The sequence below is a fragment of the Paraglaciecola sp. genome (assembly GCF_039942875.1).
Taxonomy (GTDB): domain Bacteria; phylum Pseudomonadota; class Gammaproteobacteria; order Enterobacterales; family Alteromonadaceae; genus Paraglaciecola.
This window is the reverse complement of the sequence record NZ_JBDVBQ010000026.1, coordinates 92,371-119,027: the sequence shown is the minus strand read 5'-3', so window position 1 is coordinate 119,027 and position 26,657 is coordinate 92,371. Positions and strand designations below refer to the sequence as shown.

At 39.3% G+C, this 26,657-nt stretch carries 26 protein-coding genes and 1 tRNA gene; 10 read left to right on the top strand and 17 right to left on the bottom strand.

Annotation, left to right across the window (positions count from 1 at the left end):
• Nucleotides 1–9 precede the first annotated feature (9 nt).
• Nucleotides 10–1,593 carry a sodium/proton antiporter NhaB gene (nhaB, locus tag ABJE44_RS08825; RefSeq protein WP_348111676.1) on the bottom strand — a complete coding sequence of 528 codons (1,584 nt, stop codon included), beginning with the start codon at nucleotides 1,591–1,593 and terminating at the stop codon, nucleotides 10–12.
• A 226-nt stretch (nucleotides 1,594–1,819) separates the two neighbouring features.
• On the opposite strand from nhaB, the gene fadR reads away from it, so the two are divergent.
• Both fadR and ABJE44_RS08815 read left to right on the top strand, forming a co-directional pair.
• The gene (fadR, locus tag ABJE44_RS08820; protein WP_348111675.1) at nucleotides 1,820–2,530 is read left to right on the top strand and encodes a fatty acid metabolism transcriptional regulator FadR; all 711 of its coding nucleotides are present in this window, start codon (nucleotides 1,820–1,822) and stop codon (nucleotides 2,528–2,530) included.
• Nucleotides 2,531–2,849: 319 nt separating this feature from the next.
• Nucleotides 2,850–3,884 carry a tetratricopeptide repeat protein gene (locus tag ABJE44_RS08815; protein ID WP_348111674.1) on the top strand — a complete coding sequence of 345 codons (1,035 nt, stop codon included), beginning with the start codon at nucleotides 2,850–2,852 and terminating at the stop codon, nucleotides 3,882–3,884.
• 88 nt (nucleotides 3,885–3,972) lie between these two features.
• Here ABJE44_RS08815 and ABJE44_RS08810 read toward each other — a convergent pair whose 3' ends face one another.
• Entirely contained in the window at nucleotides 3,973–4,857 is an 885-nt protein-coding gene (locus ABJE44_RS08810; RefSeq protein ID WP_348111673.1) for an alpha/beta fold hydrolase, read from the bottom strand.
• 2 nt (nucleotides 4,858–4,859) lie between these two features.
• Nucleotides 4,860–5,507, bottom strand: a complete 648-nt coding sequence (locus tag ABJE44_RS08805) for a TetR/AcrR family transcriptional regulator (protein ID WP_348111672.1) — start codon at nucleotides 5,505–5,507, stop codon at nucleotides 4,860–4,862.
• 119 nt (nucleotides 5,508–5,626) lie between these two features.
• On the opposite strand from ABJE44_RS08805, the gene ABJE44_RS08800 reads away from it, so the two are divergent.
• Both ABJE44_RS08800 and ABJE44_RS08795 read left to right on the top strand, forming a co-directional pair.
• Nucleotides 5,627–6,478, top strand: coding sequence for a crotonase/enoyl-CoA hydratase family protein (locus ABJE44_RS08800; protein WP_348111671.1), 852 nt, complete (start codon nucleotides 5,627–5,629; stop codon nucleotides 6,476–6,478).
• Between the two features lie 41 nt (nucleotides 6,479–6,519).
• Nucleotides 6,520–8,577, top strand: coding sequence for an NADPH-dependent 2,4-dienoyl-CoA reductase (locus tag ABJE44_RS08795; RefSeq protein WP_348111669.1), 2,058 nt, complete (start codon nucleotides 6,520–6,522; stop codon nucleotides 8,575–8,577).
• Between the two features lie 66 nt (nucleotides 8,578–8,643).
• On the opposite strand, the gene ABJE44_RS08790 is transcribed toward ABJE44_RS08795, so the two are convergent.
• The 3 genes from ABJE44_RS08790 to ABJE44_RS08780 all read right to left on the bottom strand — a co-directional run bounded on the left by ABJE44_RS08790 (nucleotide 8,644) and on the right by ABJE44_RS08780 (nucleotide 10,785).
• Nucleotides 8,644–9,747, bottom strand: a complete 1,104-nt coding sequence (locus ABJE44_RS08790; protein ID WP_348111668.1) for an NADH:flavin oxidoreductase — start codon at nucleotides 9,745–9,747, stop codon at nucleotides 8,644–8,646.
• A gap of 44 nt (nucleotides 9,748–9,791) precedes the next feature.
• The gene (locus ABJE44_RS08785; protein ID WP_348111667.1) at nucleotides 9,792–10,079 is read right to left on the bottom strand and encodes a VF530 family protein; all 288 of its coding nucleotides are present in this window, start codon (nucleotides 10,077–10,079) and stop codon (nucleotides 9,792–9,794) included.
• Nucleotides 10,080–10,203: 124 nt separating this feature from the next.
• On the bottom strand, nucleotides 10,204–10,785 hold the full coding sequence (locus ABJE44_RS08780; protein ID WP_348111666.1) for a Fe-Mn family superoxide dismutase: 582 nt from the start codon (nucleotides 10,783–10,785) through the stop codon (nucleotides 10,204–10,206).
• A gap of 274 nt (nucleotides 10,786–11,059) precedes the next feature.
• Between ABJE44_RS08780 and ABJE44_RS08775 the strand changes: the two genes are divergently transcribed.
• Entirely contained in the window at nucleotides 11,060–11,401 is a 342-nt protein-coding gene (locus tag ABJE44_RS08775) for a Grx4 family monothiol glutaredoxin (RefSeq protein ID WP_348111665.1), read from the top strand.
• A gap of 70 nt (nucleotides 11,402–11,471) precedes the next feature.
• On the opposite strand, the gene ABJE44_RS08770 is transcribed toward ABJE44_RS08775, so the two are convergent.
• The 6 genes from ABJE44_RS08770 to ABJE44_RS08745 form a co-directional block, all read right to left on the bottom strand.
• Nucleotides 11,472–12,248 carry a hypothetical protein gene (locus ABJE44_RS08770; RefSeq protein WP_348111664.1) on the bottom strand — a complete coding sequence of 259 codons (777 nt, stop codon included), beginning with the start codon at nucleotides 12,246–12,248 and terminating at the stop codon, nucleotides 11,472–11,474.
• 413 nt (nucleotides 12,249–12,661) lie between these two features.
• Entirely contained in the window at nucleotides 12,662–12,988 is a 327-nt protein-coding gene (locus tag ABJE44_RS08765; RefSeq protein ID WP_348111662.1) for a YdbL family protein, read from the bottom strand.
• Nucleotides 12,989–13,007: 19 nt separating this feature from the next.
• On the bottom strand, nucleotides 13,008–13,166 hold the full coding sequence (locus tag ABJE44_RS08760) for a YnbE family lipoprotein (protein WP_348111960.1): 159 nt from the start codon (nucleotides 13,164–13,166) through the stop codon (nucleotides 13,008–13,010).
• A 20-nt stretch (nucleotides 13,167–13,186) separates the two neighbouring features.
• Complete coding sequence (locus ABJE44_RS08755) at nucleotides 13,187–15,628, bottom strand: YdbH domain-containing protein (protein WP_348111661.1); 2,442 nt, start codon at nucleotides 15,626–15,628, stop codon at nucleotides 13,187–13,189.
• Between the two features lie 219 nt (nucleotides 15,629–15,847).
• Nucleotides 15,848–15,922, bottom strand: a tRNA-Arg gene (locus ABJE44_RS08750).
• A gap of 49 nt (nucleotides 15,923–15,971) precedes the next feature.
• On the bottom strand, nucleotides 15,972–17,123 hold the full coding sequence (locus ABJE44_RS08745) for a flagellar assembly protein T N-terminal domain-containing protein (RefSeq protein ID WP_348111660.1): 1,152 nt from the start codon (nucleotides 17,121–17,123) through the stop codon (nucleotides 15,972–15,974).
• A gap of 186 nt (nucleotides 17,124–17,309) precedes the next feature.
• Here ABJE44_RS08745 and ABJE44_RS08740 point away from each other — a divergent pair, with 186 nt between their 5' ends.
• Nucleotides 17,310–17,786: an LPP20 family lipoprotein gene (locus ABJE44_RS08740; RefSeq protein WP_348111659.1), complete on the top strand. Its 477-nt coding sequence runs from the start codon at nucleotides 17,310–17,312 to the stop codon at nucleotides 17,784–17,786.
• Nucleotides 17,787–17,808: 22 nt separating this feature from the next.
• Here the strand turns inward: ABJE44_RS08740 and ABJE44_RS08735 are convergent, their stop codons facing one another.
• The gene (locus ABJE44_RS08735) at nucleotides 17,809–18,519 is read right to left on the bottom strand and encodes a GntR family transcriptional regulator (RefSeq protein WP_348111658.1); all 711 of its coding nucleotides are present in this window, start codon (nucleotides 18,517–18,519) and stop codon (nucleotides 17,809–17,811) included.
• A gap of 67 nt (nucleotides 18,520–18,586) precedes the next feature.
• The gene (gene sulP / locus ABJE44_RS08730) at nucleotides 18,587–20,281 is read right to left on the bottom strand and encodes a sulfate permease (RefSeq protein WP_348111657.1); all 1,695 of its coding nucleotides are present in this window, start codon (nucleotides 20,279–20,281) and stop codon (nucleotides 18,587–18,589) included.
• Nucleotides 20,282–20,423: 142 nt separating this feature from the next.
• Here sulP and nhaC point away from each other — a divergent pair, with 142 nt between their 5' ends.
• A complete protein-coding gene (nhaC, locus tag ABJE44_RS08725; protein WP_348111655.1) occupies nucleotides 20,424–21,899 on the top strand; it encodes a Na+/H+ antiporter NhaC in 1,476 nt (491 codons plus the stop codon).
• A 48-nt stretch (nucleotides 21,900–21,947) separates the two neighbouring features.
• Entirely contained in the window at nucleotides 21,948–22,871 is a 924-nt protein-coding gene (locus ABJE44_RS08720; protein ID WP_348111654.1) for an aminotransferase class IV, read from the top strand.
• Nucleotides 22,872–22,943: 72 nt separating this feature from the next.
• Here ABJE44_RS08720 and flgN read toward each other — a convergent pair whose 3' ends face one another.
• The 3 genes from flgN to flgA all read right to left on the bottom strand — a co-directional run bounded on the left by flgN (nucleotide 22,944) and on the right by flgA (nucleotide 24,585).
• Nucleotides 22,944–23,372, bottom strand: a complete 429-nt coding sequence (gene flgN / locus ABJE44_RS08715; RefSeq protein WP_348111653.1) for a flagellar export chaperone FlgN — start codon at nucleotides 23,370–23,372, stop codon at nucleotides 22,944–22,946.
• A gap of 41 nt (nucleotides 23,373–23,413) precedes the next feature.
• Nucleotides 23,414–23,746: a flagellar biosynthesis anti-sigma factor FlgM gene (gene flgM / locus ABJE44_RS08710; protein ID WP_348111652.1), complete on the bottom strand. Its 333-nt coding sequence runs from the start codon at nucleotides 23,744–23,746 to the stop codon at nucleotides 23,414–23,416.
• 128 nt (nucleotides 23,747–23,874) lie between these two features.
• Nucleotides 23,875–24,585 carry a flagellar basal body P-ring formation chaperone FlgA gene (gene flgA / locus ABJE44_RS08705; protein ID WP_348111651.1) on the bottom strand — a complete coding sequence of 237 codons (711 nt, stop codon included), beginning with the start codon at nucleotides 24,583–24,585 and terminating at the stop codon, nucleotides 23,875–23,877.
• A 170-nt stretch (nucleotides 24,586–24,755) separates the two neighbouring features.
• On the opposite strand from flgA, the gene ABJE44_RS08700 reads away from it, so the two are divergent.
• Together ABJE44_RS08700 and ABJE44_RS08695 are read left to right on the top strand one after the other, a co-directional pair.
• Nucleotides 24,756–25,685: a chemotaxis protein CheV gene (locus tag ABJE44_RS08700; protein ID WP_133469192.1), complete on the top strand. Its 930-nt coding sequence runs from the start codon at nucleotides 24,756–24,758 to the stop codon at nucleotides 25,683–25,685.
• 73 nt (nucleotides 25,686–25,758) lie between these two features.
• Entirely contained in the window at nucleotides 25,759–26,586 is an 828-nt protein-coding gene (locus ABJE44_RS08695) for a protein-glutamate O-methyltransferase CheR (RefSeq protein ID WP_348111650.1), read from the top strand.
• The last annotated feature ends 71 nt before the right edge of the window (nucleotides 26,587–26,657 follow it).

The window sequence follows — 26,657 nt, the reverse complement described above, 5'->3', positions numbered from 1 at the left end:
CGTCATACCTTAATGAGCCGCCGGAGCTACGTCAGATACTGCGCCGCTATGGTGCTCAATCAAATTCATGTCGTACAACCAACTCGTAAGGTCATAAAGTCCAAAATAAGTAGCTGCAAGGCCTGCTAAGGTTAATACTACAGTATAAGGCAATGCCATATAAACCATAGTGCCATAAGACAACCTAAGAAGAGGGGCAATGGCCGACGTCAACAAGAATAAGAATGCAGCTTGGCCATTAGGCGTCGCAACACTTGGTAAATTAGTTCCAGTGTTAATGGCAACGGCTAGCATATCAAATTGGTCTCTAGTAATTGTGCCATTATTTAAAGCAGCGGTTACTTCAGTTATATACACAGAACCAACAAATACATTGTCACTTACCATGGATAACAGACCGTTAGCTAAATAGAACATTACCAGCTGTGTTTTGCCTTCAAAGGTCAATACCCAATTGATTACTGGGCTAAATAGGCCTTGATCAATAATAACGGCTACCACACCAAAAAAGACACAGAGCAGGGCGGTAAAAGGCAATGCTTCTTCAAAGGCTTCACCAATAGAGTGTTCATCTATAATACCGCTCATTGATGTAGCTAACACGATAATTGATAATCCAATTAAGCCTACTGCAGCCAAATGTCCAGCTAGGCCGACAACCAACCAAACAATAATTAAGCCCTGTACAGCTAATCTTGCTTTGTCCTGAGTAGTTAGATTTTCTTGTGTATGTCGATCATAATCAGTCAATATGGTTCTAACTACTGGGGGTAATTGAGCTCCATAAGTGAATAGCTTAAATTTTTCTACAACGAAAGTCGTTGCTAAACCTGCAAAAAATACGGGGATAGTAATGGGTGACATACGGATGAAAAACTCAACAAAGTCCCAGCCTGCCTTTTCAGCAATTATGAGGTTTTGAGGCTCACCTACCATAGTCATCACACCACCTAAAGCGGTACCTATTCCGGCATGCATCATTAAATTACGTAAAAAAGCCCTAAAATCTTCTAAATCTTGACGGTTTGGGTGAGGCACACCTTCATCATGAGAATGGTCGTGGTCAGAGTGAAAGTCCTTACCTGAGGCTACTTTATGATAAATTGAATAAAACCCTAGGCCCACTGTAATGATTACAGCAACGACCGTTAACGCATCTAAAAATGCTGAAAGTAAAGCTGAAGATGCAGCAAAAGCGATAGACAGCGCTATTTTATTCTCAAGTTTGAGTAGTAATTTCGTGAATAGTAGTAGTAACAGGCCTTTCATAAAGTAAATACCTGCAACCATAAACACTAATAATAGGACCACTTCTATGTTGACGACTATTTCGTGCTTCATATGTTCTGGGGTTGTCATACCAATAAACAGGGCTTCAATCAGTAAGAGTCCGCCTGGTTGTAATGGATAACATTTTAGCGCCATAGCTAAGGTGAATATAAATTCCAGTACTAGGGCCCAACCAGCTACATAAGGATTTATGATAAACAAAATGGGATTAAGAACGAGAAAGGCTACAATTGCTTGTTTGTACCAATTAGGGGCTTTACCCAAAAAATTGGAGGCTAGTGCTTTAGATATTGACATTTGCATAAGCAAAAATTCCTTGCTGAATATTATAATTTTCGAATCAACCAGAGTCAGAGTGTAACCAAAAAAACTGACAAAATCCTATACTTGATATGTAAATAGGTTATTTTTAACTACTTTTTAACAATTGAGACTTAACATATTAAAGATTCATTGTTACCGACAATTATGATCTGGTACAATCAGTCTTGGAAAATTACAAAAACAATAATGAATAAGTGAGTTATTGATGATCTATAAAGCACAAAGCCCTGCAGGTTTCGCAGAAGAATATATTGTGGAATCTATTTGGAGTGGACGCTTTCCCCCCGGTACTATTCTTCCTGCTGAACGGGAGTTGTCTGAATTAATCGGTGTTACCCGAACAACGTTACGTGAAGTGTTGCAGCGTTTAGCTCGTGATGGTTGGTTAACCATACAACATGGTAAACCAACTAAAGTAAATAATTTTTGGGAGACCTCTGGGCTAAATATTTTAGAGACTTTAGCGCGATTAGATGAAGATGGAATATCTGAATTGGTTGATCATTTACTCGCTGCAAGGACCAATTTAAGTGCAGTGTTTATACGAGGTGCAATTCGCCATAATCAAGAAAAATCTATTGAAATTGTTAAAAAAGGCCTTGAAATCAATGACGATAGCCAGACCTTCGCAATAAAAGATTATCAAATTAATCATGACTTGGCTTTTGCTTCAGGAAATCCGGTTTATGTATTAATGATGAATGGTTTTAAAGGGCTATACGCTAGAATTGGTAGTTATTATTTCTCTAACCAGAAGTCTAGAGATTTAACTAGAGACTATTACCAGCAGTTATTAGAGCTTGCTGAAGCTAGGGACTACGAAAAGGTACAATTAGTGGTCCGTAATTATGGAATTGAAAGTGGTAAACTTTGGGAAGGGATGCGAGCTGACATGCCAAAAGGGTTAGTAGATTAACCTTAAATGATAAGCGTTATAAAAAGTTAGCAAGTTGCTAACTTTTTTCGTTTTACTTCTATGAAAACCCTTCTTTAGTAACAGAACTCAACTTTCAAGGTCTATTACTCAAGGCCAGTACAGATCCAAATATTTAGATAGATATTTTTTATATAAAGCTATATGTTTTAGAACAGTTGGAATATTTGGCTTTGTATGGGGACTCTATTGATACTTTTTATAAGATTGTTTTGCATTACTTATCAGTTGCGCTGGACAAGCGAAGCTATCGGCCTATAAAGCAACACCTGAATTAAAGTGGGAAAGTGAATCCTTTACCTTGGTCGAGGTATTATCGTCAATTGATAACATTTTCAATCTAAGTGAAGATAAAAAACAACAGTTTTTGACATATTATTATGCCCCTGAAAATCAAAATGTAGAAGGCCATATACGTCTTAGCAATTTTATAAAAGCGTTTCTTAGTGGGTTTTCCTACAAAGGGGATACCTATAATGCAGACTTAGCTTCAACTAAACATGCTGGAAATTGTTTATCTTTGGCTATTTTAACTAAAGCCTATGCTTCACTGGTTGATCTAAAGATTGAATACCGTCGTGTTAATTCTGCCCCAATTTATGCTCGGGAGGGTGGGCTGATAACCATTTCTTCTCATGTCCAAACTCATGTACGTGCTCCTAGAAATAATGACGTCAAGAAGGGCAGCTTTTATTTTGCAAAAACCATTATCGATTATTTCCCAAATGCTAGGGGGATGGTAGGTGACGCAGTTAATTTTGCCGATTTCGTTTCTATGTATTACCAAAATTTAGCCGCGATTGAATTAGCTAATAAAGATTACAATAAGGCTTACTCATTATTGTCAGCAGCATTGGAAATATCCCCCAACAATGTGGAAACATTAAATACACTGGCCGTTTTATATAAGCAATCAGGTAATGCTACTAAGGCTGAATCCATTTATCAGTATGTTTTAAATCATACGCAAGGCTCGGTGAGTGCTTTAAGTAATTATGTAATTTTATTGAAACAATACGAGCGAAATGATGATGCTGTTTTATATACAAGTCGTTATCGAGATATTGAAGATGATAACCCTTATCGTTGGTACGATTTAGCCAATCAGGCCTATGGGCTTAAAAATTATCAAGGGGCTTTAGAGTTATATAAAAAGTCGTCAAAAATGGCGCCTTACTTACATGAAAGTTTTTATGGCCAAGCCAAAGCGTATTTTCAATTAGGCAATACCCCAAAGGCCAAACTTGCAATGAAAAAGGCTGTACAACTGGCCTACACTCCAAAAGAAGAAAAACTATACTCGGCCAAGTTGCAGGTATTAGGAGCAGCTAATTAATTGTGGCATCTTAATTAATTTAACCAAGATAGACCCTATGGGTAGTGACTGAAAACCTTTAAAGGTTCGTTTTAAAAACTCAACTATCTTAGGTAAGTTCTGGTAATAATAAATCTGGCCATAAACTATCTTCAAATTGGGCCTTAAAAAAACCTAAATGACCCACTCGCTCAACCCCAATATCAGTTGGATTTAGTTCACTTAATTGCTTACTTTTATGAGTGAACAATGCGTGTAAGTCTCTCATATTAGTAACAGACAACATTTCATCGTCGGTAAAGCATATAGAATGTAAAGGAGTGTTGGTTTGAGTAAAAATCAACCTTAGTTTATCTGTTTCAACCCCAACGCAATATTCTGGATGCAAGCACCATTTACGCCACTGAAACATTACCTTTTTAGGCAAGTTGCCAATAATACCTAATTTTTTACCAGGAAAATAACCACATAAAGCTGTACTAATAGGAGCGACCAAATACCAAAACAATGGCGCTTTTTTTCTTAAACTAGCAGCGTTATGCTTCCAATAACCTGTTCCAGAAGAAATAGTGATCACCTTGCTCACATGCCCAATATTTTCCACTAATGGAAACACTTGACCACCTAAACTATGGCCTATCCAGAACACTGGAGGCTTGATTTCAGTAGAGTCTACTGGCTGTTTAAATAAAAAGTTTAATGCTGCAGAATAGTCTTGTTGTGCCCAATCAATAATGTCGCAATCATAGTACTTCAAGTGCTGGGTTTTACTTTCACCTATTCCTCGGCAATCAAATGTCAGTACTGCATAACCTTGTTCAGCTAACCAGGTGGCAATAGGGCGATAGTATATCTGTTCTACTCCCATTGCAGAAGCTATGACTATCTTGCCTTTTACCGCGTCGAGTACGTGATCTTGGGGCGTGAACCAATATGCTTGTAGGTTATCGCCTGATTTCGTTTGCAAAGTAATGGAATGGATACTTTGACTCATATTCAGTCTACCTCATCGGAGATACTCAACTGTCTAGTAAACAAGTTCACCGCACAGTCACACATTTCATCTATATGGGTACGATCTGCGTAAATACCATCAATCAACAAACGTGCAATACCATGCATCGTGCCCCACGTTACTTGTGACAATCGTAACGTATTTTCATTGCTAGGCATAATCCCTTGTCTCTGCCACTTTTTAGTCATTTCAACTTGATGTTGAAAACTTGGAAAAGCTACGTCTTTAAGTGCTTGTGTCGCACTGTTTTGTTTCCATATAGTTCGGCCAAACATTAAATCGTAAAGCTCTGGGTTGTCGGCTGCATATTGGATATAACCATGAAAAAATACTCGATACTTCTGTTTTGCAGTTATGTCATCACGATTAAATATTAATTCTGCATCGCTTTGCCAACGCTCAAAACCCTGCTCAGCAATGGTACATAATAACTGGTTTTTATCTTTAAAGTGATGGTAAGGAGCCGTTCTAGAGACTCCAGCTTTGTCGGCTAGTTTTCTTAATGACAAGCCTTCAACACCGCTTTCTTTGAGTATTTGAGTTGCTTCATTAATCAGCGCACTGCGCAAGTCTCCGTGATGATAGTTGGACTTATTTGAGTGAGTCCTTTTTGATGTTTTCTGATTCATATACGTCTATTAATAAATGTGATGTGAGTTATCTTGACAGTGTCAATATATGTTATTATCTTGACGCAGTCTAGTTAGGTTATCGTTAGCTATCTTAAGCTAATCCAAGGAGAATACCTGTGTCAGAAATTGACTTTTCAACATTAGAAACACTGTCTGTAAGCATTGATAGTCACATTGCTCATATTCAACTTAGTCGCCCAGAGGCGTTAAATAGCATGGTGCCTGCCTTTTGGTCTGAGTTACCAGCCGTGGTCCGAAAAATAGACGCTGATACGCTAGCTAGGGTGATCGTTATTTCTTCACAGGGCAAACACTTTAGTGCGGGCATGGACTTATCTGTTTTTACAAACATGGCTAAAGATTTTAAAGGGGAGCCAGCTCGCCGAGCTGAAAGAACCCGTCGTATGGTTTTAACATTGCAAGACAGCTTTAACGCAATGGAAGAAGTGCGTATTCCAGTTTTAGCTGCGGTACAAGGTGGTGTGATTGGTGGCGCTGTGGACATGGTTTGCGCTGCCGATAGCCGTTATTGTACTCAAGACGCTTTTTTTACAATTAAAGAAACCGAATTAGGTATGACAGCAGACGTAGGAACGTTACAACGGCTACCACACTTAATTCCTCAAGGTTTAATTCGAGAGTTGGCCTATACTGGCCGCAACATGCTGAGTAGCGAAGCCAAAGAATGTGGATTTATAAATCAAGTATTTGCAGATCAGGCAAGCATGCTTGAAGGCGTGATGAGGATAGCGGCTAAAATAGCAAGTAACTCACCAATGGCAGTTGCAGGGTGCAAGGAGATGATCAATTACACCCGTGACCATGATGTTTCAGACAGCTTAACGTACATGGCTACCTGGCAAAGTGGCATGTTTCAAATGCCAGATGTACAGGAAGCCATGGCCGCCGGCCAAGAAAAACGTCTTCCTGTATATGCAGAACTTCACAAAAAATCTTCTGGTCTGTAAGCCTGATTTAATCACCCAATTATTATAGGAGTATAATACTCATGAATACTACTCACTCAGAGCAAAGCACCAATAAAGGGTTAGCTAAATATCCAAATTTGTTGAAACCTTTAGATTTAGGCTTCACCCAATTAAAAAATCGTGTGTTAATGGGTTCGATGCATACTGGCCTTGAAGAAGCACCTAATGGCCACGTTCGTATGGCGGCGTATTTTGCAGAGCGGGCAAAAGGTGGGGTTGGGCTGATCGTGACCGGTGGTATTGGCCCCAATGACGAAGGTGCCACCCATAAAGATACTCACAGGTTAGATACTGATGAGGCTGTGGCGCAGCATAAAATGATCACCGATGCGGTGCACGAGCATGGCGGAAAAATCTGTATGCAGATTTTGCACACAGGGCGTTACGCCTACAATCCAGCTTTAGTGGCACCCTCTGCTGTTCAAGCACCTATTAACCCTTTCAAACCTAAGGCTCTGGATAGCGATGGTATTGAAAAGCAAATTGAAGATTTTATAAATACTGCGTTACAAGCTCAAAAAGCCGGCTACGATGGTGTAGAAATAATGGGCTCTGAAGGATATTTTTTAAACCAATTTATCGCTGCTCGAACTAACCACAGAGACGATGAATGGGGGGGAAGTTACCAAAATCGTATTCGTTTGCCTTTAGACGTGGTGCGTCGAGTACGTGAGGCTGTTGGTGAACAATTTATTATTATTTATCGCCTGTCGATGCTCGACTTAGTAGAAGGCGGATCGAGCTACGAAGAAGTTGTAGAATTAGGGCAAGCCATAGAGAAAGTGGGGGCAACTATTATCAATACCGGAATTGGTTGGCATGAGGCCCGCATTCCTACTATTGCCACCAAAGTTCCTAGAGCAGCTTTTACTTGGGTAACGGCCAAGTTTAAAGAAGCTTTGTCTATACCTGTTATTACCTCAAACCGTATCAACACGCCAGATGTGGCGGAGCAAGTGTTAGCTCGAGGTGATGCCGATATGGTCTCCATGGCAAGGCCATTTTTGGCTGATCCTGATTTTGTAATTAAAGCTGCAGAAGACAGAGCAGACGAAATCAACACCTGTATCGGGTGTAATCAAGCGTGTTTAGATCATGTGTTTGTTGGAAAAATGACAAGTTGTTTAGTTAACCCAAGGGCATGTCATGAGACCGAGCTTATTATCGAGCCTGCCACCACTATTAAAAATATTGCCGTTGTTGGAGCTGGTCCAGCAGGTTTAGCAGCTGCAACTACCGCGGCTCAGCGAGGTCACAAAGTCACTTTATTCGAAGCGTCTTCTGAAGTAGGCGGGCAATTCAATATTGCGAAACAAATTCCGGGTAAAGAAGAGTTCTACGAAACTATACGTTACTTCTCCCGCCAGTTAGAGCTGCACAATGTTACTGTTAATCTGAATACTCGGGTCGATGTTAGTACCCTTAACAATGCTGGTTTTGATGATGTTATTTTAGCGACGGGTATCAAGCCAAGAAGGCCGCCTATTGACGGTATCGAGCACAATAAGGTGTTGGGGTACATAGATGTTATCGCTAACAAAAAGCCCGTGGGGAATAAAGTTGCAATAATTGGGGCTGGTGGTATTGGTTTTGATGTATCTGAATATCTATCTCACGCAGGAGAGTCCACTAGTTTAAATATTCCTGCCTTTATGAAAGAGTGGGGAATAGATATGACCTTTGGCTCTCGTGGTGGTATTGAAGGTATTAAAGCTGCTCCTACTTCTTCACCACGCCAAATCTATTTACTGCAACGTAAGGAAACTAAAGTCGGAGCTGGGCTTGGCAAAACCACAGGTTGGGCACACCGAGCGGGTTTACTCAGTAAAGGTGTGAGTATGCTAGCAGGGGTAGAATACTTAAAAATTGATGACGAAGGCTTGCATATTAAAGTCAACGACCAAGTACAAGTTTTAGATGTCGATAATGTCATTGTCTGTGCTGGACAAGAGTCACTGGTTGAGTTGGTTGAAGGTTTAACTTTACCTTATCACTTAGTTGGTGGCGCTGAGTTAGCTTCAGAGCTTGATGCAAAGCGCGCTATTAACCAAGGTACAAGGTTAGCAGCAGAGTTATAAGCCGTTTAAGTAAGGCTAAGCAGTTAACTGCTTAGCCTTATTGTTTTTACAAAAGTGTAAGGCTACCTAAGATAAGGTTTTTAACGCCTCACCTGAATATTGTTCTAGTTTATCCATTTTTCCGTCACGAATTTTATTAGACCAATCTGGATCTTGTAATAAAGCACGGCCCACCGCTACCAAATCAAACTCACCTTTATCAAGTCTGCCTATTAAGTCATCGATTGAGCGTGTACTTGAGTCTTTACCAGCAAAAGCCCCAAAAAAATCATCGTTTAGGCCTACAGACCCTACAGTCATAGTGGGTTTTCCTGTGATTTTCTTGGTCCATCCTGCAAGATTTAAATCAGAGCTTTCAAACTCTGGCTCCCAGTATCGTCTGGTAGAGCAATGGAATATGTCTACGCCTGCATCGCTTAACGGCATTAAAAATTCTTCTAGTTGCTCGGGAGTCTCAGCTAAGCGAGCTGTGTAATCTTGTTGTTTCCATTGAGAGTAACGCAACATAATAGGATAGTTTTCACCAACAGCAGCTCGAATAGCTTTAATTATTTCGACTGCAAAGCGGCCACGGTTTTCCATATTCCCGCCCCACTCATCGGTGCGCTGATTGGTTCCTTCCCAGAAAAACTGATCAATTAAATATCCATGAGCACCGTGAATTTCAATGCCATCAAACCCTAACTCTTTAGCATCTGAAGCGGCTTGAGCAAAACCAGCTATAACACTTTCAATATGTTCAACTGTCATAGGTTCAGCTACCTTTTTACCAGGCGATAATAGCCCTGAAGGCCCCGCGCTTGGTAACTCAGGAAAAGGGGCTTTTTCTGGGTTACGAGCCATACCAACATGCCAAAGTTGCGGCATGATTTTTCCACCAACCGCGTGTACTTCATCTACAACATGTTTCCAGCCAGCTAAAGACTCAGCCCCATGAATTTTAGGAACATTGCCATCCATAGTCGCCACAGGATCGTTAATGGTTGTGCCCTCGGTTATCAGTAACCCTGTCCCCCCTTCTGCACGGCGACGGTAATAACCCGCTACTTCTTGAGTGGGAATGCCATCAGGAGAAAAGCTGCGTGTCATTGGCGCCATGGCTATTCTGTTTTCTAGAGATAGACTTTTCATATTGAAAGTAGAAAAAAGTCTGTCTAAGGACTTACTCATAAAAATTCCTATTATTTGATAATTGGGAGAGATTAACTCTGAACTTATTCAGGTTTATTGGTGATATCTGGCCATACAAAATCCCTAGAATCGTTGTTTTGAGACGGTTCTTGTCTGTTAATGGTAGATAGATAAAGCTGCTCTACCTTTTCTCTGGCCCAAGGCGTTTTTCTTAAAAACTTCAAACTAGATTTAATAGACGGCTCGGAGGTAAAACACTTAATTTTTACCTGTTGCCCCATTTTTTCAAAACCTAGTTGGTTTTCTAGGGTTTCCAGAATAGTTTGCAAGGTCAAGCCATGCAAAGGGTTGTTTTTTTGTTGTTCTGCCATGTTTATTGGTCATGCCTTGTTTACGGAACACGCCTTATTCAATAAGTGATATTGTCTGCTGAAAAATACCAAAAAAAAAGCCCTGTTCAACAGGGCTTCTATTTACTATTTTGATGATTAGCTATTAAGCAAAGTTTGCCGTAGCAAAATCCCAGTTAGCTAGAGCCCAAAAGCCTTCAAGGTACTTAGGACGAACATTACGATAATCGATGTAATATGCGTGTTCCCACAAATCTACTGTAAGTAGAGGAGTAAGGCTGCTATCAGTCAGAGGCGTAGCTGCATTGCTAGTGTTAACAATATCTAGGCTACCGTCTGCTGTTTTAACTAACCAAGTCCAGCTTGAACCGAAGTTGTTTACTGCTTTGTCATTAAGTGCCGCTTGGAAGTCTGCAAAAGAACCCCATTTAGCATTGATTGCGTCAGCAAGTGCGCCAGTTGGTTCACCGCCACCATTTGGGCTTAAGCTATTCCAGTAAAAAGTATGGTTCCAGATCTGAGCAGCGTTATTGAATACACCACCCTCAGAATCTTTCACTATTTCTTCAAGGCTTTTATTTGCTAAATCAGTACCTTCTACTAAGCCATTTAACTTAGTTACATAAGTTGCATGGTGCTTACCATAATGGTATTCCAACGTTTCAGCAGAGATATGTGGTTCTAGGGCGTTCTTTTCGTAAGGAAGAGCGGGTAATTCAAAAGCCATGTTAAATTCTCCATAAATGTGTGATGGGTGTTTTCTAAAATTAGAATAGGTAAATGCTATTACTTTATTAGCTAATGTAAAAGCACTGCTTTGTTATTTGTTAAAACTATTTATCTCGTATAATGAATATTGCGTTTTATCTTGGTATTTCAAGTCATTAATTATGTAAACTTTAACGATTGTCCCAATAGCCTAGTAGAATGCTATTAATCAATCCTTGAAAACTGTAAACTTAGCGCCATATAAGCCATTAAATATTCAGACGAGAGTGCCTATGGAAACTATTGATAAAATTAAGCAACAAATTGAAGAAAACCCTATTTTGTTATACATGAAGGGCTCGCCTAAATTGCCAAACTGTGGTTTTTCAGCCCAAGCCTCCCAAGCGCTTATGAGTTGTGGTGAACAGTTTGCTTATGTAGATATTTTGCAAAACCCCGATATTCGAGCTGAGTTACCTAAATATGCAGATTGGCCAACGTTTCCACAACTGTGGGTAGATGGAGAGCTAGTAGGCGGGTGTGACATCATTATGGAAATGACTCAACAAGGTGAATTACAGCAAGTGGTTAAAGAGTCTGCAGCAAAACGTGATGCTGAGAAACCAGCTGAATAATATTTGTTTAAGATTTAAAGACAAAAAATAGAGCCTTTATCGCTCTATTTTTTTGTCTTAAATTTAGATTTTAAGATTTAGGTGTTCCGATATTGCCAATGTTAGGGTTAGCCTTTTCAGCCGCCAGTACTCTTGTGTTTAGAATATCAATTTCATTGCTTAAATCATTAATACGATTAGTTAAGTTATTATTGGCAAGTGCCGTAGAAATCATCTTTTCTTTTAAACTTGCGAACTCTTGCTCGGTAGATGCGGCAGACAAGTTCACATTATCGAGTTCAATGTTTAACTGTTTTACTAAACTAGCTTGGTTTTCTAATTGCTCTTGTAGTAACCCCAGTGTAGTTTGATTGTCGGCAGCATCGCTTTTAAGTTGCTTATCTAGCTTTTGAGAGGAGGCTTGTAAGCTAGCAACTGATTTATTTAGCGAACCTATTTCTGCTTGATTTTTACGCCAAGCCGAAGCCCAAAGCTTATCCATTTGCTCCCACAGTTCAGTTGTTTTTGCGGTTAACTCAACCACTTTCACTTGTAACGCTGCTGCAGATTGGTCCATGTTTTCACCTGTGGCAGATAAGCGGTTTTCTAACTCAGTGATACGGTTTTGTGATTGCTGCAAAACTTGATACTGTAGAAATGACCAATATCCAAAGCCTCCAGCAATTACCAATAGTAAAAATATAAAACTCAACCATGAAGGAGAATTAGATGGTGCTTTGTGAGTGGGACCTTCTTCAGAATTTTTTGTGTTTTTATTCTTAGCATTGGACCTATTGCGATGAAAACTATCTAGGTCATCTTTATCTAAGGTTATCTTGGGGAACTCCCCTCTCGTCTCGTTGGTCATCTTACGCTTTTATTATTATGCTTGCAGGTTGGTAATAGATTATACATAGCTGAATAAATAATGGGATAGGGTAAACGTTCAAATTTTAATAAGCTAACTAGATTACTTGAATTAATATAGGGATTCGATATTAATGGCAGTTTATTGTGGCGACTGTGGCGCTAGTTAAAAAGCTGCACGTATCCAACATGACCTTTCGATTGATTGGTCTTCCATTCCATTAGTATGACAGTTAACAGAAGAGCACGATGGGTTAATGACTGAAAACAAGGTGTTAAGACAGCGTTTAAGTCGCTTTAAACACAATGAGTAAAAGTCGTGTTTAATGAGTGATTGGTTTTCTCTAAGAGAGCAGGTCGTATTTATTCCAAAGCAATTGAACCAAATACGACCTGCTATGAACTTTGATACAGTTACTTTTTGACCCATTTACCATTGGTCCACAGGTAATGACCCGAGCTGGTTTTGTCGTAGGCTTTTTGAGCGGCAAGTTTTTCTACTTGTTGAACTGTTATTCCGTTTTTCGCTGCTAACTTGGCATACACAGTTTTGCGTTTAGCGTTAATCTCATTTACTAGGCTCTGCACATCATTTGATGCTACCACTACGCCTAAGTAACCATTGTCTTTTTCGCCCACAAGCCCTTTTTGTTTGGCTTGACCTAGGTTGAGTGCAAAAGCGATGCTACTAAATAGCAAGCTGATAATTATCAGAGATTTAAAAAATATTTTGGTTTTCATAGAATTATTCCTAAGTTGCCTAAAACAAACTGCTGTCATCACTGAATACATCATCAAGTTCTTTATCTACTTTGACGCGTATTTCATGATCAATTTTGACGTTAATATTAATGGTAATGGGCTCTTTGGTTTCAACTTGTACGGTGTGAGTACACGCACCTATAAACCCCGTAGCCATAAGCACTAAAACTGTTTTTTTCACTTTTTATCACCTTGGTTGATTTTTTTCTCAATAGTATCGCCAACTGCATTTACCAGTCTTATTGACTCTAGCAATGAATATAAGTTTTCTTCGTGGCTATAGTTAAAGTTAACACTTTGGTTTCTATCTGGATTATTACCTTTTAAAGCAATGTCAAAAAACACCCACCCATCCGGGTTGAACTTAACCTTGCTCTCGAGTTGTGTAAAGTCTAGGTTTTCTAAAAGTGCTAATTCAGGCTGTTGCATCTTAATAGAATCAAATGAAGGGTTATTGTTAATGGTTAATTTACCTCCTGTTAGACTCGCCAACCAACCATTGTTAACCATGAGACCTTGTTGATTGATGGCTATAGGTAAAATACCATTTACCTTACCTGTAATGTTTATACCGGGTTGTTGCTGTAAGGCCATTACCTCCGCTAAATTTATATTGCTTAGGTTGACATTAAACTGTTGTTCTCGGCCATCTAACCATAAATTTGGTATTAAAAACTCACCCTCGAATATATTGCCTTTAACTTTTTGTAGCCCCAATACAGTATTTTTTGAACTAACATTGGCTGTAATGTCAGAGATTGCAAGGCCCACATCAATTGAGTCGATGTATAGATTAGCGCTTGGCAACTGAAGCCCCGCTGAATTGTATGTTATAGGTGTAAGGTAATTAATATTATTTACAAGGTAGTCTTGATACTTGACTGATAGGTTTTGAATATTCGCCTGGCCTTTTGCCATCAACTCTTGTGAATCTTGAGGTAAGGTTATATCAATACTAGCTGAAAGCTTACCTTGGTTAAACTCTAGTGTATGTATAATCTGGTCTAGAGTATTTTTTAACCTTGATATAGCCTGTTCCGTTATACTTATATTTACCCTTGCTTGTTGCTGGGTAACTTCGAGCACAAAGTCTTGCTCTAAGTTCACATAATGCTGGCTAGAGAGTTCTTCTCTTTGTAAATTTACTTGTGCTAAATGAGTGATGTTTATGGGTTGAAAATTGATATTCTGAATCGCCAAATTTGTAAGGTTAGAGTGACCGGTCACACTCATTGAATCGAGGTCAGTGATGTTTAAATCTAGATGGTTACTGAAGTTTTGTAGATTGAAATCTGTATCTTGTAATTTGACTAAATGGCTATCTAAGCTTAACTGTAAGTCATTGTAATGTTTGCCACTAACAACAAAATCAGTTCTTGTTTGGCCAATATTAATAGTGTCTAGCTTTGCCTGTGAAATATGAATGTTTCCGCTCATTTCTAGAGAGTGTTCAGCGTTTGGGTTCTTAAAGTTTGATATATCAACAATAAGCTTGCCCGCTCCTTGAAAATCTACCATTTCTGCTGATAGGTTTGTCATGCTGGTGGTCTGGCTTTCAATCGGTTGCTTGAGAGTAAATTGATAGCCAACCTCTAGATTCCCTGCTGTTTTGTAATTTAAGTTAGCGAGTTCAAGTACCCGAAAAATATCGACTTCATTTGTACTTTGTAAATCTATGATACTCAATTTAGGTATCTTGATTTCGTTGCCGCTGAGGGTGAGTGGGGTGGGTATGAGTAGCGACAGCAGTGGACTGTCACCATCTGCTAAATAGTTATGCACAAATGAACAGTTTTCTAGTGATACTTGATTCGTTAATTGATTGAAATCTATCTCAACTGAAAAGTCTACGAGGTTAATGTCAGTTATTAATGTTCCCGCAAGTACGACATCAATTGGGCAATTTTTAATAGCAATATTACTGGATATGTTTAAGGCGTTTTGGCTGTGTAATGTTTGCCCGTCAAAGGTTAGCAAAGTGCTTATTTTAGCTTGTTCTAATGCAGCTTTTTTAAATAGCTGGGGTTCACTTCTAACCCACTCCTGTATCTGGGGAATAAACTTTTTAAGGTCAGATAAACGCCATTCAATGTCGGTCGTTAGATAGCTTGGGCTAACTTGGATTGTCGCGCTTAAATCTCCTGTTATCTTAACTTTTGTTTCTGCGACAGATTTAATAGTTAATTTGATAGGCTGCACTAAAACGTCAGAATTTATATATAAACTTGAGATATTTAGCCAAGGCAAGGATTGAGGTAAGGGTAGGTGTTCGACTTGCTGCTCTGTAGAAGCCTTGATGTCTGACGTTGTGGCGTTAATATGGTTTATGTGTATTTCTTCAATAGCTAAATCATTAGTCCACAGTTGCCAGGTCATATTTTCAATCGACAACTCACCCATAGGAGAGCTTACACAGGCTTCTTGAACTTCCAGTTTAAAAGGTAAAGCGAATGAAAATTCTAAGCATTGAATGGTTACATTATGACTGTCGGTAAAGTATTCGATACTTTTAACCGCAAGAGGGCGTCTGAAAATGAACGCACATATCACTAAAATGATTAGCAAAAAAAGGGTAAGTAAGGTTTTAGTTATCCATGTTCGCTCAACCAAGCGTGTCATTAGTTTCCTTAGTGTTTTTATTAGCCCCAGTATTGTCAGACTAATGATATTGAATAAAGTTTATATAAAAGCAGTAAAAAGGACCGAGTGAAATTATTGTATAAGCGCGATTATTTATAAATAGGTAATTTTAATTTATATAGGTTTGGCTGAAAATCTGTATCTATAAAGAGTTATGTGCTTTTAAGTTAACTGAAATATATGATGATATGGGCAGTATGGCGTCCCCACCAGGAATCGAACCTAGATCTAAGCCTTAGGAGGGCCTTGTTTTATCCATTAAACTACGGGGACGTCGCAGTTAGCAATGCATTATGTCTTAGTCCTGAGTGGATTTAAACTGCTATTGTCTTGCTGCAAAATCGTTTGCTTGAATATTCACCAGTAGTGCCCCTGTTGGTGATTTTACTATAGCGGTATCTGTAAACACTTCAACTACTGTGACCTTTTCTGGGTGAAGGTGAAATTGTCTACCTTGCTCACCTTGTGGCGAATGATATTGATTCATTTTGAATAGGGTGAGCTTATCACCTTTTTTAACACCATTTTGTAGTCCAATATTGATAATAAGGCTTTCATCGCCAGTCTTAATCACTCTCCCAAATGCAGGTTGGCAACTGATGGTTTCTTCGATTTCTTGGATGCTTTGCTGTTGCAATTCTTGAGCAGCGAGTCCAAATTTTGAGTTCCAGAGTTTGTGGCTATTACTATCAATACTTTGATGCAAATCAAAATCCCATAATGCATTCATAGTTTTATGCTTTTGATAGATCATTTCTCCAGAATATCCATCATACATAGTAAGTGTAACGGCTAGATTACGAGTGACTTTGTCATCTGCCCACGGGTTCCAGCTTTGAGTGGGCGCTGTTTCAATTGAAAACTCGTTGATTTCGCCGAATATAACAAATTGACTGTTGGTTTTTCGAGATAATTCATAGGCAAAGGATTTTTGCTCACTTGGGGCTGACTTTAAGTAATAGGGTTCAATTTGCTTTATATAGCTAAATTGAGTGTTTTCTTGAGACGCAAGTTGCAGCCTGGTGGCAAAGGCTTTTCCAAAATCATATAAGTTGCCGGCTGCAGCTTGTTGCCGCTTTTGAAAGTCGTACCAAGTGGTGACTATGCTTTTTTTGTAGTCTGAAGCGGCACAGGTAGCTTCAATTGGGAATATATCAGCACGAATAGACACAGTTACATAGTCTTGATGATAGACCTCGTTTATGAGCTCAATATGATTTATGTCGCCGGCTGAGGTGATTTCTAGGGTGTCATCTTGCAGTAGCCCATTTGCCATGATTTGCACATTTTTGACTGCTGCGCCAGAAAACAACAGGGCTTGCTTGATGGCTTCTTGGGTAGCGAGTTGCCGTGCTGCTTGCTTTTGGCCATCATGAATAACGGCTTGGCCACTTGCTTCAAACCATGTTGCTTGAGTGGAGAGGCTAGTTACCAATATAACTAGAAATAGAATTTGGTTTTTCACAGCTGGCATGTTTTGACCCGTTAAGTGTTTGCAAAACCACAGAGACAATATTCTGTCGGAATATTAGGTTTCAATTTTAAATTGGGATTAAGCACAAATCGTACCTATCAAGTTTTTACACACTTTTAGCTGGTTGGTTTTGGGTATGGTTATTGCTTTACAATTGATACGAGACTAATTGTAGGCGGTAAACCAATGTTGTTAAATTTCCAAAAGAGTTTAAAGAGCTGGATTTTAATTTTACCTATTTTTTTAATGGGGTGTACTAGTTGGTTTAGTAAACACGTGGAATGGGAAACAATAGAGCCTGACTCTTACCCGGTTATTTCTGCTATTGGTTATGCACCAATTTCTGCTCAGCGTGGAGCAAATGACTCAGTGAAAATGCTAATGGCACTCAAAGCCTCTAAGTTGGATGCTTATCGAGAGTTAACTCAACAAGTTTACGGACAAAAACTTGACGGTGATCAGTCGTTACAAAGTTTGGTGTTAGAGAACACCCAATTAGATAGTTCAGTTCAAGGAGTAATTAGAGGCGCAAGGGTGGTTAAGAGTTACCCGGTTGGTAACGATACCTATGCGACAGAATTAGAATTAGATTTTAAATTAGTAAATGATATTTATTTATCTACTGCTAGGCCCAAACGAATTAAAGATGTTCGTTATTATTAAGCTTAACTGGTGCTGTCTCGCTTTAATCTAGTCGTATTTTTTGTGATTGCCGTTTACTCAAATAGGTGATAAACCCATCACTTAATTGATTGGCATGTTGTTGGGCTAATTGGTCTGCAAGGTTACTATCTTGGTTTTCAATAGCGTCGATGATCAAGTCATGGTTATCCACCATCTCAGGTGGAGGGCTGTCGTGAAACAGGCGATAGTAAATTCTTAATGTCCTTTTTCCTTCATCCAATAGTCGTTTGTACATTAAAGTAAAGTAGCTGTTTTGTGAGGCTTCACTTACGGCCATGTGAAATGCGTGATTACAGTCAATCATTGCGACCACGTCATGGGCGCGAACTGCTTCCTTAAACTTCTGGTTTTTATCTTTTATTAGCTGTAAGTCTGATTCTGTGCGGTTCTCAGCTGCTAACCGGGTCACGGCCCTTTGAACTAAATCGAGCGCATCCATGAAATTAGGAAAGTCTTCTAGGGCTAGAGGAGAAACCTGAGAGTTTTTATTCGGCAGAGTTTTAATTAGGCCATCAGCTGCCAAACGTATAAATGCCTCTCTAACTGGAGAGCGGGAGACCTCAAAACGCTTGGCCATGCTGTTTTCGTCTATGGTACTGCTAGGCGCTAATACTAGGGTGAGTATTTCTTCTCTAATGGTTTCGTAAATGGTAATAGCATTCGATACTTTGCTATTTGGGGCGGGGCTTTTAGGCATAGTATGGTTTAACAAGTCTTAGATATTCTCTCGGTATTATAAAGGGGTTACGGCTAATAAGCAGTAGCACCTAGCCTTTAAGTTACCTATTATTATTGTCAAGATAGTTCATCGCTTCATCGGCGGTAAAAAATAACTTCCCTGGGGCTAATGTTAACAAAATATCTGTCAATTTTAATTTATCTTGAATAATGCCTTTCACGTCTGACAAGTGCAGTGTTATGCCAGCTTCTCTTAAGTTCAAAATTAAGATTTCTAGGGTCTCAAGGGCGCTTTCATCAATAGAGCTAACCGAGCTAAAGATTAATATAAGATTCTTAACGTCTGGGTTTTGTTCACATCGCTCCATAATATAGTTTTCAATGTATTGAACGTTGGCAAAAAACAAATTTTCGTCAATTCTTAAATACACGCTGTGTTTTTGTGTTTCTACATTGAGGCGGTTCACGTTCCTGAAATAACCGCCTTCTGCCCTTCCAACTTCTGCGATATGAGGATGAGTGGTTCGATGCATAAACAATATCATTGAACAGGCAATACCCGCCCAAATTCCAATCTCTACCCCTAACAATAACGAACTTAGAAAGGTAAATAGCAAACTAATCGCATCGGCTTTGTTAAAAGCCCAACAGCGCCGAATATGTTTAAAATCTATCATGGGCAACACAGACATGATAACGATTACCCCTAAGATAGCCTTGGGGAGGCTAATTAGATATGGCGTAAGAAACAATAAACTTATGACTAATACCGCAGCAGATACTAGATTTGCTACTTGGGTAACAGCACCGGATGCATAGTTCACCATAGAGCGGCTGACACTGCCTGCCAACGCAAAAGATCCTATTAGAGCCGAACCAATATTGGCCGCTCCTAAAGCTAATAACTCTTGATTTGAGTTAAGCTTCTCACGTCTTTTACTGGCAAGTGTTACTCCAGTGGCAATACTGGTTAAAAAACAAATTAGTGCAATAGATGCCGCTGGAAAGGCTAGTTCAGGCCAGTGAGCAAAGGTCAAAATATCAAGATTAATAGTGGGCAATGAGATAGGGATTTGACCTATAACCGCTACATTGAAGTTGTCTTGCATGTGGAATTGGGTCACTAAAATAATGCTAATGATGACTAATATAACTGGGCTAGACTTACTTAATGCTAATGCGATAGGGCCCGTTAACTGTAGTTTTTTTAGTAAAGCAGGAAGTAGCAATTTACTAGACCAAAGTAAGATAATTCCTAGAATACTTAAAGTCATGACTACCGAGTTAACTTGATTTAAGTGAGTAGCAGTAAAAATCGCAATATCTTTAAAGGATAATCCACTATTAGGCTGTAAACCTACAATTACCGGTATTTGACTACTAGCTATGATGATCGCAGATGCGCTAGTAAAGCCACTAATTACCGGCTTGCTTATAAAGGTGGTTAAGCTTCCTAACCGTAATAAGCTCAGTAGTGATAAAAATATGCCTGTTAAAATGGTTAGGTTAACCCCTAGGCCTATATATTCTAGTGTGGTTTGTGGTGCTAGTTTGGTAATGGATGAACCTATTAACAAACTTATTAGTGCCGCTGGGCCAACCACTAATGTACGACTACTTCCTAAACAGGCATATATCAACAGGGGTAAAATAGCCGCGTATAAGCCATATTCAGGGGGAAACCCTGCAAGTTGCGCGTAAGCTAATGATTGGGGGAGGGCAATACTTGCTGTAACTAACCCCGCCACACAGTCACTAACAAACATACCTGAATTGTAGTTTTTGAGTCGAGTCATCTAAGATTGCCCCATTAATTAGTAAATAACCCTACCTTGGTGTCCTTTATACCTCAATAATTGTGGTTGTGTACAGTTATGTCGACAATTGTTTTTTATCCTGATATCCTTTTACCACTGAGTATTGATAGGTGATGACCAGATGAAAGAAATTCGACAGCCAAGTTGGCAGGTTGCGTTAGTACCTATTATGAGCACTCTAGCCATATTGATGGTACAAATTTTAGTGTTTAAAGGGGCTCCGCACATTCCTCTTATCTTAGGTATTGGTATTACCGCTATTTTTGGAATTTTACACGGCCATAAATGGTCAGATTTACAACAGGGCATGTTATCAAGTGTTTCAGTAGCGTTACCTGTGCTTGGCATTTTTATGGTGGTGGGTATGACTATAGGTACTTGGATTGCCAGCGGTACAGTGCCGTTTTTAACTAAGGTAGGCTTGGAAATTTTGACACCCGCTGGCTTTTTACCTCTTACTTGTATTATTTGCGCCATTGTCTCGGTTTTTACGGGAACCTCTTGGGGCACAGTGGGCACTATTGGTTTAGCACTACTTGGGATAGGTGAGAGCTTAGGTATACCCAGTTACTTTACTGCAGGGGCGGTTGTCTCTGGTGCTTGGTTTGGAGACAAAATGTCTCCCTTGTCTGATACCACCAATTTTACAGCGGCCATCACTGGCACTAACCTTTACACACATATGCGCAATATGTTGCCTACTACTTTTCCTGCTTTAGTTATTTCTTTAATCATCTATACCTACTTAGGAAGCGCCTATACGAGTACCTTAGCTGAACTGGGTAATGTAGAAACCCTAGACAGATTATTGTCTGAATCTTTTATATTAAACCTTTGGGTATTATTACCGCCTTTGGTGATAGGTATATGTATATGGAAAAAAGTTGAGCCTATGCCTTGTATGTTTTTAGGTGTGTTTACGGCGAGTTTAGTTGCATTTTTTGTACAGGGGATGCCGGTAAACGAGATTTTACAGGTGATGATGAGTGGTTATGTCAGTGATAGTGGTAACCCTGCCATTGATACTTTGTTATCTAAAGGTGGGATCATGTCTATGACATGGGTGATCACTCTTATTATGATAGCAATGGCATTTGGTGGAGTATTGCAAAAAACGGGATGTTTTGATGCCATTCTATCTAGTGTGATGCCATTTCTTAAGGGACGCATCGGTTTGGTATTTGCCACTATGTTTGCAACTGTAAGTTTTAACTTTGCCAGCAATGCTTTTATTGCTTATACCATACCAGGGCGAATGTTTACTCCAGCGTTCAGAGGACAGGGGTTTTCAAGCTGTAATGTGTCTAGAATACTCGAAGATGGAGCCACTATGAGCGCTCCGCTCATTCCATGGAATTCAGGAGCAGTGTTTGTATCTGGCACCTTAGGTATTCCTACTGTGCTCTATGCACCCTTCGCATTTTGTAACTGGATATCTTTTCTTATCAATTTATTTTGGGGCCTAACTGGGTGGTTTATTCCTAAGGCCTCAGAGACGGAAATTCAAAATTGGTGTCAGCAAAAGTCTCTGATTTTGCGGGACGGCAATGTAATTGAAGCTACGCCTGAAAATACCCAATATTTAATAAGTAAATAATGCTGCCGAGTATTAGTGACAGCAACCCTTTTAGTGTGGAGAAAAAACGTGAAACCAACAAACGTAGCATATGTGCCTTCAACTCATGATAGCGAAAATGATCCCCGTAATGAGCATATAAAAATTTATGTAAATGGAGAGTTAGTTGACAAGGAAGATGCAAAAGTTTCGGTCTACGATAGTGGATTTTTATTAGGTGATGGGGTGTGGGAAGGTTTACGTTTGTACAAAGGGAAATTAGCTTTCCTTGATGAGCATTTAGAGCGTTTATATGAGTCGGCTTATTTTCTGGACATAGACATTGGTGTCAGTCGCGATGAAATGAAAGTCATTTTGCAGCAAACCCTTGATGCTAACAATATGACAGATAATGTACATGTGCGCTTAATGGTGAGCCGGGGTAAAAAGACTAAACCTTTCCAAGACCCTCGTTTAAGCATTTTTGGCTCTACCATAGTGGTCATTGCTGAACATAGTATAATTAACTTGGAAACGGCTAACAATGGCGTAACTTTACATACCGTGCCTATTGTTAGAGGCCTGCCCACCACCCAAGACCCTAAATTGAATTGCCATAACAAGTTGAACTGTATAACAGCCCTTAATCACGCTTTGAAAGCAGGGGCGAATGAAGCATTAATGCTCGATCCTCATGGTTTTGTGAATACCTCTAATTCATGTAACTTTTTCATTGTGCGTAAAGGTGAGCTTTGGACCTCATCTGGTGATTATTGTATGAATGGTATTACTCGTAAAAAGGTAATTGAAATCTGTGAAGAACATGGCATTCCTATTAAATTAAAAAATTATTCTTTGTATGAAACCTATTCAGCGGATGAGGCATTTCTTACCGGGACATTTGCGGGTCAAACCCCCGTTACTGAAATTGATGGTAGGAAAATAGGTGATGGTAAAGCAGGCCCAGTGTTAGCTAAAATTAAAGCCCTATACAAACAAAAGGCTTCTAGCTAATTCTTTAACTTTTTATTTAATTCGAACTGGCGCTTAAAAGATGTTGCTGGGAAAACTTAGCTGTACAGTTAATTAAGCGCTGATCCCGCCACTTGCAGAGCCACCACGGGTTTTGCCACTCTTGTCGTAAGTCATGGATTCTTTAGCCCTAGACTCAAGTAATAAGCTACGCAGGTGCTCAAGTCTAAGTTGGCCTTGTTCAACCGCTGTTTGGTTGATTTGGGTTCGGAATTTACACTGACTGACTAATTCTTTTGCATCATCGAATAGGGAGATAATTTCTGGGTTGTCTTTTAACTCTTGACTAGCACTACTGTATATTTTTGATATGGCGAGATCTTGCTCTTGGATCTTAACTAATAACGCCTCTTTAGTTTTAAGGAGAGATATTAAGGCTTCAGCATCTCGGCTACTAATAAGGTGCAGCTCTGTTTCCAGAATTTGTTGCAGTTCTTGGAGGTTTGTATTTTGCGCAGTAATGGTATTTTTTAATTCAAGCATAAGAATAACCTAGGTGTAAGTGATTATTCATTATGCTTTTATTAGGCATCAGTACCAAATATTTCTGACTCAAGTGCTGATATTTTTTTGGCTAAGCTTTCAGCATTAACCGTATATTCACCACTTTGAATGGCTTTCTTAAGCTTATCCACTTTCTCCTGATTAACCGGAGCTTCAGAGCCTTTCTTTTGAACTTGATTAAGCTGTTGCGCTGAAGATGTCAGTGATACTGAGTCTTGACGGGGCGCAGCCGCACTTTTTTGCGGATCAGCGAGCTGTGCTTTATCGTTATTTAAAGCTTGCTGTTGCTGACTTAACTTTTGATTATCAATCGGTGCTTTGGGGCTACCGTTGTTTACATTATTAATAGACATGATGACTATCCAAAACCTTAAATTTAAACCTCAAATATCTTATCGGCAGCGACATTAAATAATTTAGTATTAAAAGCAAATAATTTAATAAATTACATAAAGCTTTGTTGCATATGCCTTTATTTAAACTACATATTTACTTCTACTTGCCCAGTACTCGTTACTCTAGCTTGAATGCGCTTACTTGAACGACTATTTTTAACCTGGATTGTGTCACCCATTTTACCATCTTCCAATGCAATACCGCTAGTCTTAACTCGCATACTCTCTGAGCCGGCAGAAATAACTACACTATCACCTTTGCACACATAACATAAGTTATGTGGGGCAACAGGACGACCCGCAGTGACTCTGCGCTTAATACGAGCGCCTAAGACTTGTTCAACCTTAGAAAAAGTCGAGCTTCTTAGCCTTTTCACATCCATATTGACTATATTAACATTATTGGCAGTAAGGATCGTACCTGGGCTGACCGCACTCGAAAAAACAACCACCGATTGGGTTTGCAGTGCTTTAACAACCATAAATATGTACCAATTGTTAGATGGGCACTGGGCTTTAACCGTTATATTGGATTGTTTCAATGCTTCTGGGCTAGCCGAAAAATCTAATCCTGAACTGCAATGAGGAATATTTATTCGGTCGTCAATGGGCATAGCTGAAACATCAATTTTATGCGATGGATTAGGAGATAATTTCTGCAAAACGAATTGTTCAGCTTGAAATATAAGCTGTTGTTTAGCTAAATTATTTTCTGGTGCGGCCGCTACAGAAGTCAATGTAAAGCAAATAATTGCTATAAACTTGAGTGGACTTTGATAATAATGTGATTTTTTCATGTTCACTTGTCGTTAAGTTGTCTATGCTAGAGGCATTAAACCTTAGGTTTTAAACACAACCTATTGATACCGTTGGGTTCAGTAGGTTAGGTAGAAAGCGTCAATTATTTGTTACGATATAAAGTCGTAAAGCAAATTACACGCCGGATTTAAATGAATTGGAGTTACATATGTCTGAAATCCTTAACTCAGTTAACCAGCGTACGCAGTTGGTGGGTGAAAACAGGTTAGAGTTATTACTGTTCAAACTTAATTCAAGACAAAGATTTGGTATAAACGTATTTAAAGTGCGAGAGGTTCTACAATGTCCCCCTCTAACTTCTATGCCCAAATTAAATGGCTTGGTTAGAGGTATAGCGCATATACGTGGGCAAACTATATCTGTTATTGATATGAGTTTGGCTACTGGAGGGAAACGCATTGAAGATGTGGAAAACTCTTTTATTATTATTGCAGAGTATAACAGCTCAGTGCAGGGGTTTTTGGTGGGTTCAGTTGAACGTATTATTAACACCAATTGGCAGTCGATTATGCCGCCGCCGAAAGGCAGTGGTAAGGCAAGCTATTTAACAGCGGTAACAGAAATAGAAGACGAACTAATCGAAATTTTAGATGTTGAGAAAATTTTGAATGAGATATCTCCTGTCAATACCGACTTAAGTGATGACTTTGAAAGCACTATTGATGTTGAAAACGAAACCCAACAAAAAATTATTTTTATCGCTGACGACTCTTCTGTTGCCCGTAACCAAGTTAAAAAAGCTCTATCAGCTTTAGGCTTAGAAATTGAACTTGCTAAAAATGGTTTAGAAGCACTTGAACGCTTGAAGGAAATTGGGGCTGAAACCGGCGATGTTACCGATAAAGTAGGTGTGTTAGTTTCTGATATTGAAATGCCAGAGATGGACGGTTATACCCTAACAGCAGAAATTAGAAATACTCCTGAGCTTAAAAACTTACACGTGATTTTGCATACGTCATTGAGTGGTGTGTTTAACCAAGCTATGGTGCAGAAAGTAGGGGCTGATGACTTTATTGCTAAATTTCACCCTGACGAGCTGGCAACGTCAGTGCAAAAATGGTTTGGTAATACGAAATAAATGTAGCTTTGTAAAAGGTGTTGCTCGCTAAAATGGAATCTTGTTTGTTATTAGAAAATAAGTGGGTGGGATAATGGAAAAAGACCTAGATATAAAACGCTACTCTTCTTTTGCGCAGTTTCTAGAGCAATCTTGCGGCATCGTCTTAGGTAACAATAGACAGTACCTAGTTCGCAGCCGTTTATCGCCTATTGTTAGGCAGTTACAGTTAGACTCTATTGAAGACTGTATTGATAAAATTTTAGCTGGAGATAGGCGAGTTCGAGAACTCGCGGTCGAGGCTATGACCACTAACGAGACTTTATGGTTTCGTGACCGATACCCTTTCGTGTTGTTAGAAAAGGATATCTTGCAGCAGTTCGCAACTAAACCTAGCCCCCTTAGAGTTTGGAGTGCTGCTTGTTCATCTGGACAAGAAGCTTATTCAATTGCCATGACAATTCTGAATTTTAATAAATTAGGTAGTGGTCTTCGGTATGGTGCAGAAATAATAGGTACTGATATTTCTGACGAAATGTTACAACAGGCTAAACTTGCAGAATACGATTATTTGGCTATGTCTAGAGGCATAGAAGATAAATTTAAGACTGAATATTTTGAACCTGTGGGTAGTGATAAATTAAGAGTAAAGCCAAATGTTAGGGCGTTAACGCAATTTAAACCCTTAAATTTGTTAGGCAGTTATCAATCACTAGGGCGTTTTGACATTATCTTTTGTCGAAATGTGCTGATTTACTTTTCACCTGAAGTTAAAAAGCAAATCCTGCAAAAGTTTGCCGCTTGCCTGCAAGAAGACGGCATATTATTTTTAGGAGCATCTGAATCTATATCTAATTTAACAGATGAATTCACTATGGTTCGTTGCCAATCTGGCCTGTATTACCGCAAAAACCCTTCTTAAATCCAGTATTTCGATTATTTTTCACTGAATACTCCTCTCTGGCATAGGCTTTGCTTTGTCTAGTCCATAGA

Coding starts and splice junctions, on each gene's coding strand:
- nhaB (WP_348111676.1), bottom strand. CDS start 1,593: ATGCAAATGTCAATATCTAAAGCACTAGCCTCCAATTTTTTGGGTAAA.
- ABJE44_RS08760 (WP_348111960.1), bottom strand. CDS start 13,166: ATGGCTACGGGGTTTATAGGTGCGTGTACTCACACCGTACAAGTTGAA.
- flgN (WP_348111653.1), bottom strand. CDS start 23,372: ATGCTTGAATTAAAAAATACCATTACTGCGCAAAATACAAACCTCCAA.
- sulP (WP_348111657.1), bottom strand. CDS start 20,281: ATGACTCGACTCAAAAACTACAATTCAGGTATGTTTGTTAGTGACTGT.
- flgM (WP_348111652.1), bottom strand. CDS start 23,746: ATGTCTATTAATAATGTAAACAACGGTAGCCCCAAAGCACCGATTGAT.
- fadR (WP_348111675.1), top strand. CDS start 1,820: ATGATCTATAAAGCACAAAGCCCTGCAGGTTTCGCAGAAGAATATATT.
- ABJE44_RS08775 (WP_348111665.1), top strand. CDS start 11,060: ATGGAAACTATTGATAAAATTAAGCAACAAATTGAAGAAAACCCTATT.
- ABJE44_RS08700 (WP_133469192.1), top strand. CDS start 24,756: ATGTCTGAAATCCTTAACTCAGTTAACCAGCGTACGCAGTTGGTGGGT.
- nhaC (WP_348111655.1), top strand. CDS start 20,424: ATGAAAGAAATTCGACAGCCAAGTTGGCAGGTTGCGTTAGTACCTATT.
- ABJE44_RS08695 (WP_348111650.1), top strand. CDS start 25,759: ATGGAAAAAGACCTAGATATAAAACGCTACTCTTCTTTTGCGCAGTTT.
- ABJE44_RS08810 (WP_348111673.1), bottom strand. CDS start 4,857: ATGAGTCAAAGTATCCATTCCATTACTTTGCAAACGAAATCAGGCGAT.
- ABJE44_RS08740 (WP_348111659.1), top strand. CDS start 17,310: ATGTTGTTAAATTTCCAAAAGAGTTTAAAGAGCTGGATTTTAATTTTA.
- ABJE44_RS08770 (WP_348111664.1), bottom strand. CDS start 12,248: ATGACCAACGAGACGAGAGGGGAGTTCCCCAAGATAACCTTAGATAAA.
- ABJE44_RS08745 (WP_348111660.1), bottom strand. CDS start 17,123: ATGCCAGCTGTGAAAAACCAAATTCTATTTCTAGTTATATTGGTAACT.
- ABJE44_RS08755 (WP_348111661.1), bottom strand. CDS start 15,628: ATGACACGCTTGGTTGAGCGAACATGGATAACTAAAACCTTACTTACC.
- flgA (WP_348111651.1), bottom strand. CDS start 24,585: ATGAAAAAATCACATTATTATCAAAGTCCACTCAAGTTTATAGCAATT.
- ABJE44_RS08795 (WP_348111669.1), top strand. CDS start 6,520: ATGAATACTACTCACTCAGAGCAAAGCACCAATAAAGGGTTAGCTAAA.
- ABJE44_RS08780 (WP_348111666.1), bottom strand. CDS start 10,785: ATGGCTTTTGAATTACCCGCTCTTCCTTACGAAAAGAACGCCCTAGAA.
- ABJE44_RS08805 (WP_348111672.1), bottom strand. CDS start 5,507: ATGAATCAGAAAACATCAAAAAGGACTCACTCAAATAAGTCCAACTAT.
- ABJE44_RS08765 (WP_348111662.1), bottom strand. CDS start 12,988: ATGAAAACCAAAATATTTTTTAAATCTCTGATAATTATCAGCTTGCTA.
- ABJE44_RS08785 (WP_348111667.1), bottom strand. CDS start 10,079: ATGGCAGAACAACAAAAAAACAACCCTTTGCATGGCTTGACCTTGCAA.
- ABJE44_RS08790 (WP_348111668.1), bottom strand. CDS start 9,747: ATGAGTAAGTCCTTAGACAGACTTTTTTCTACTTTCAATATGAAAAGT.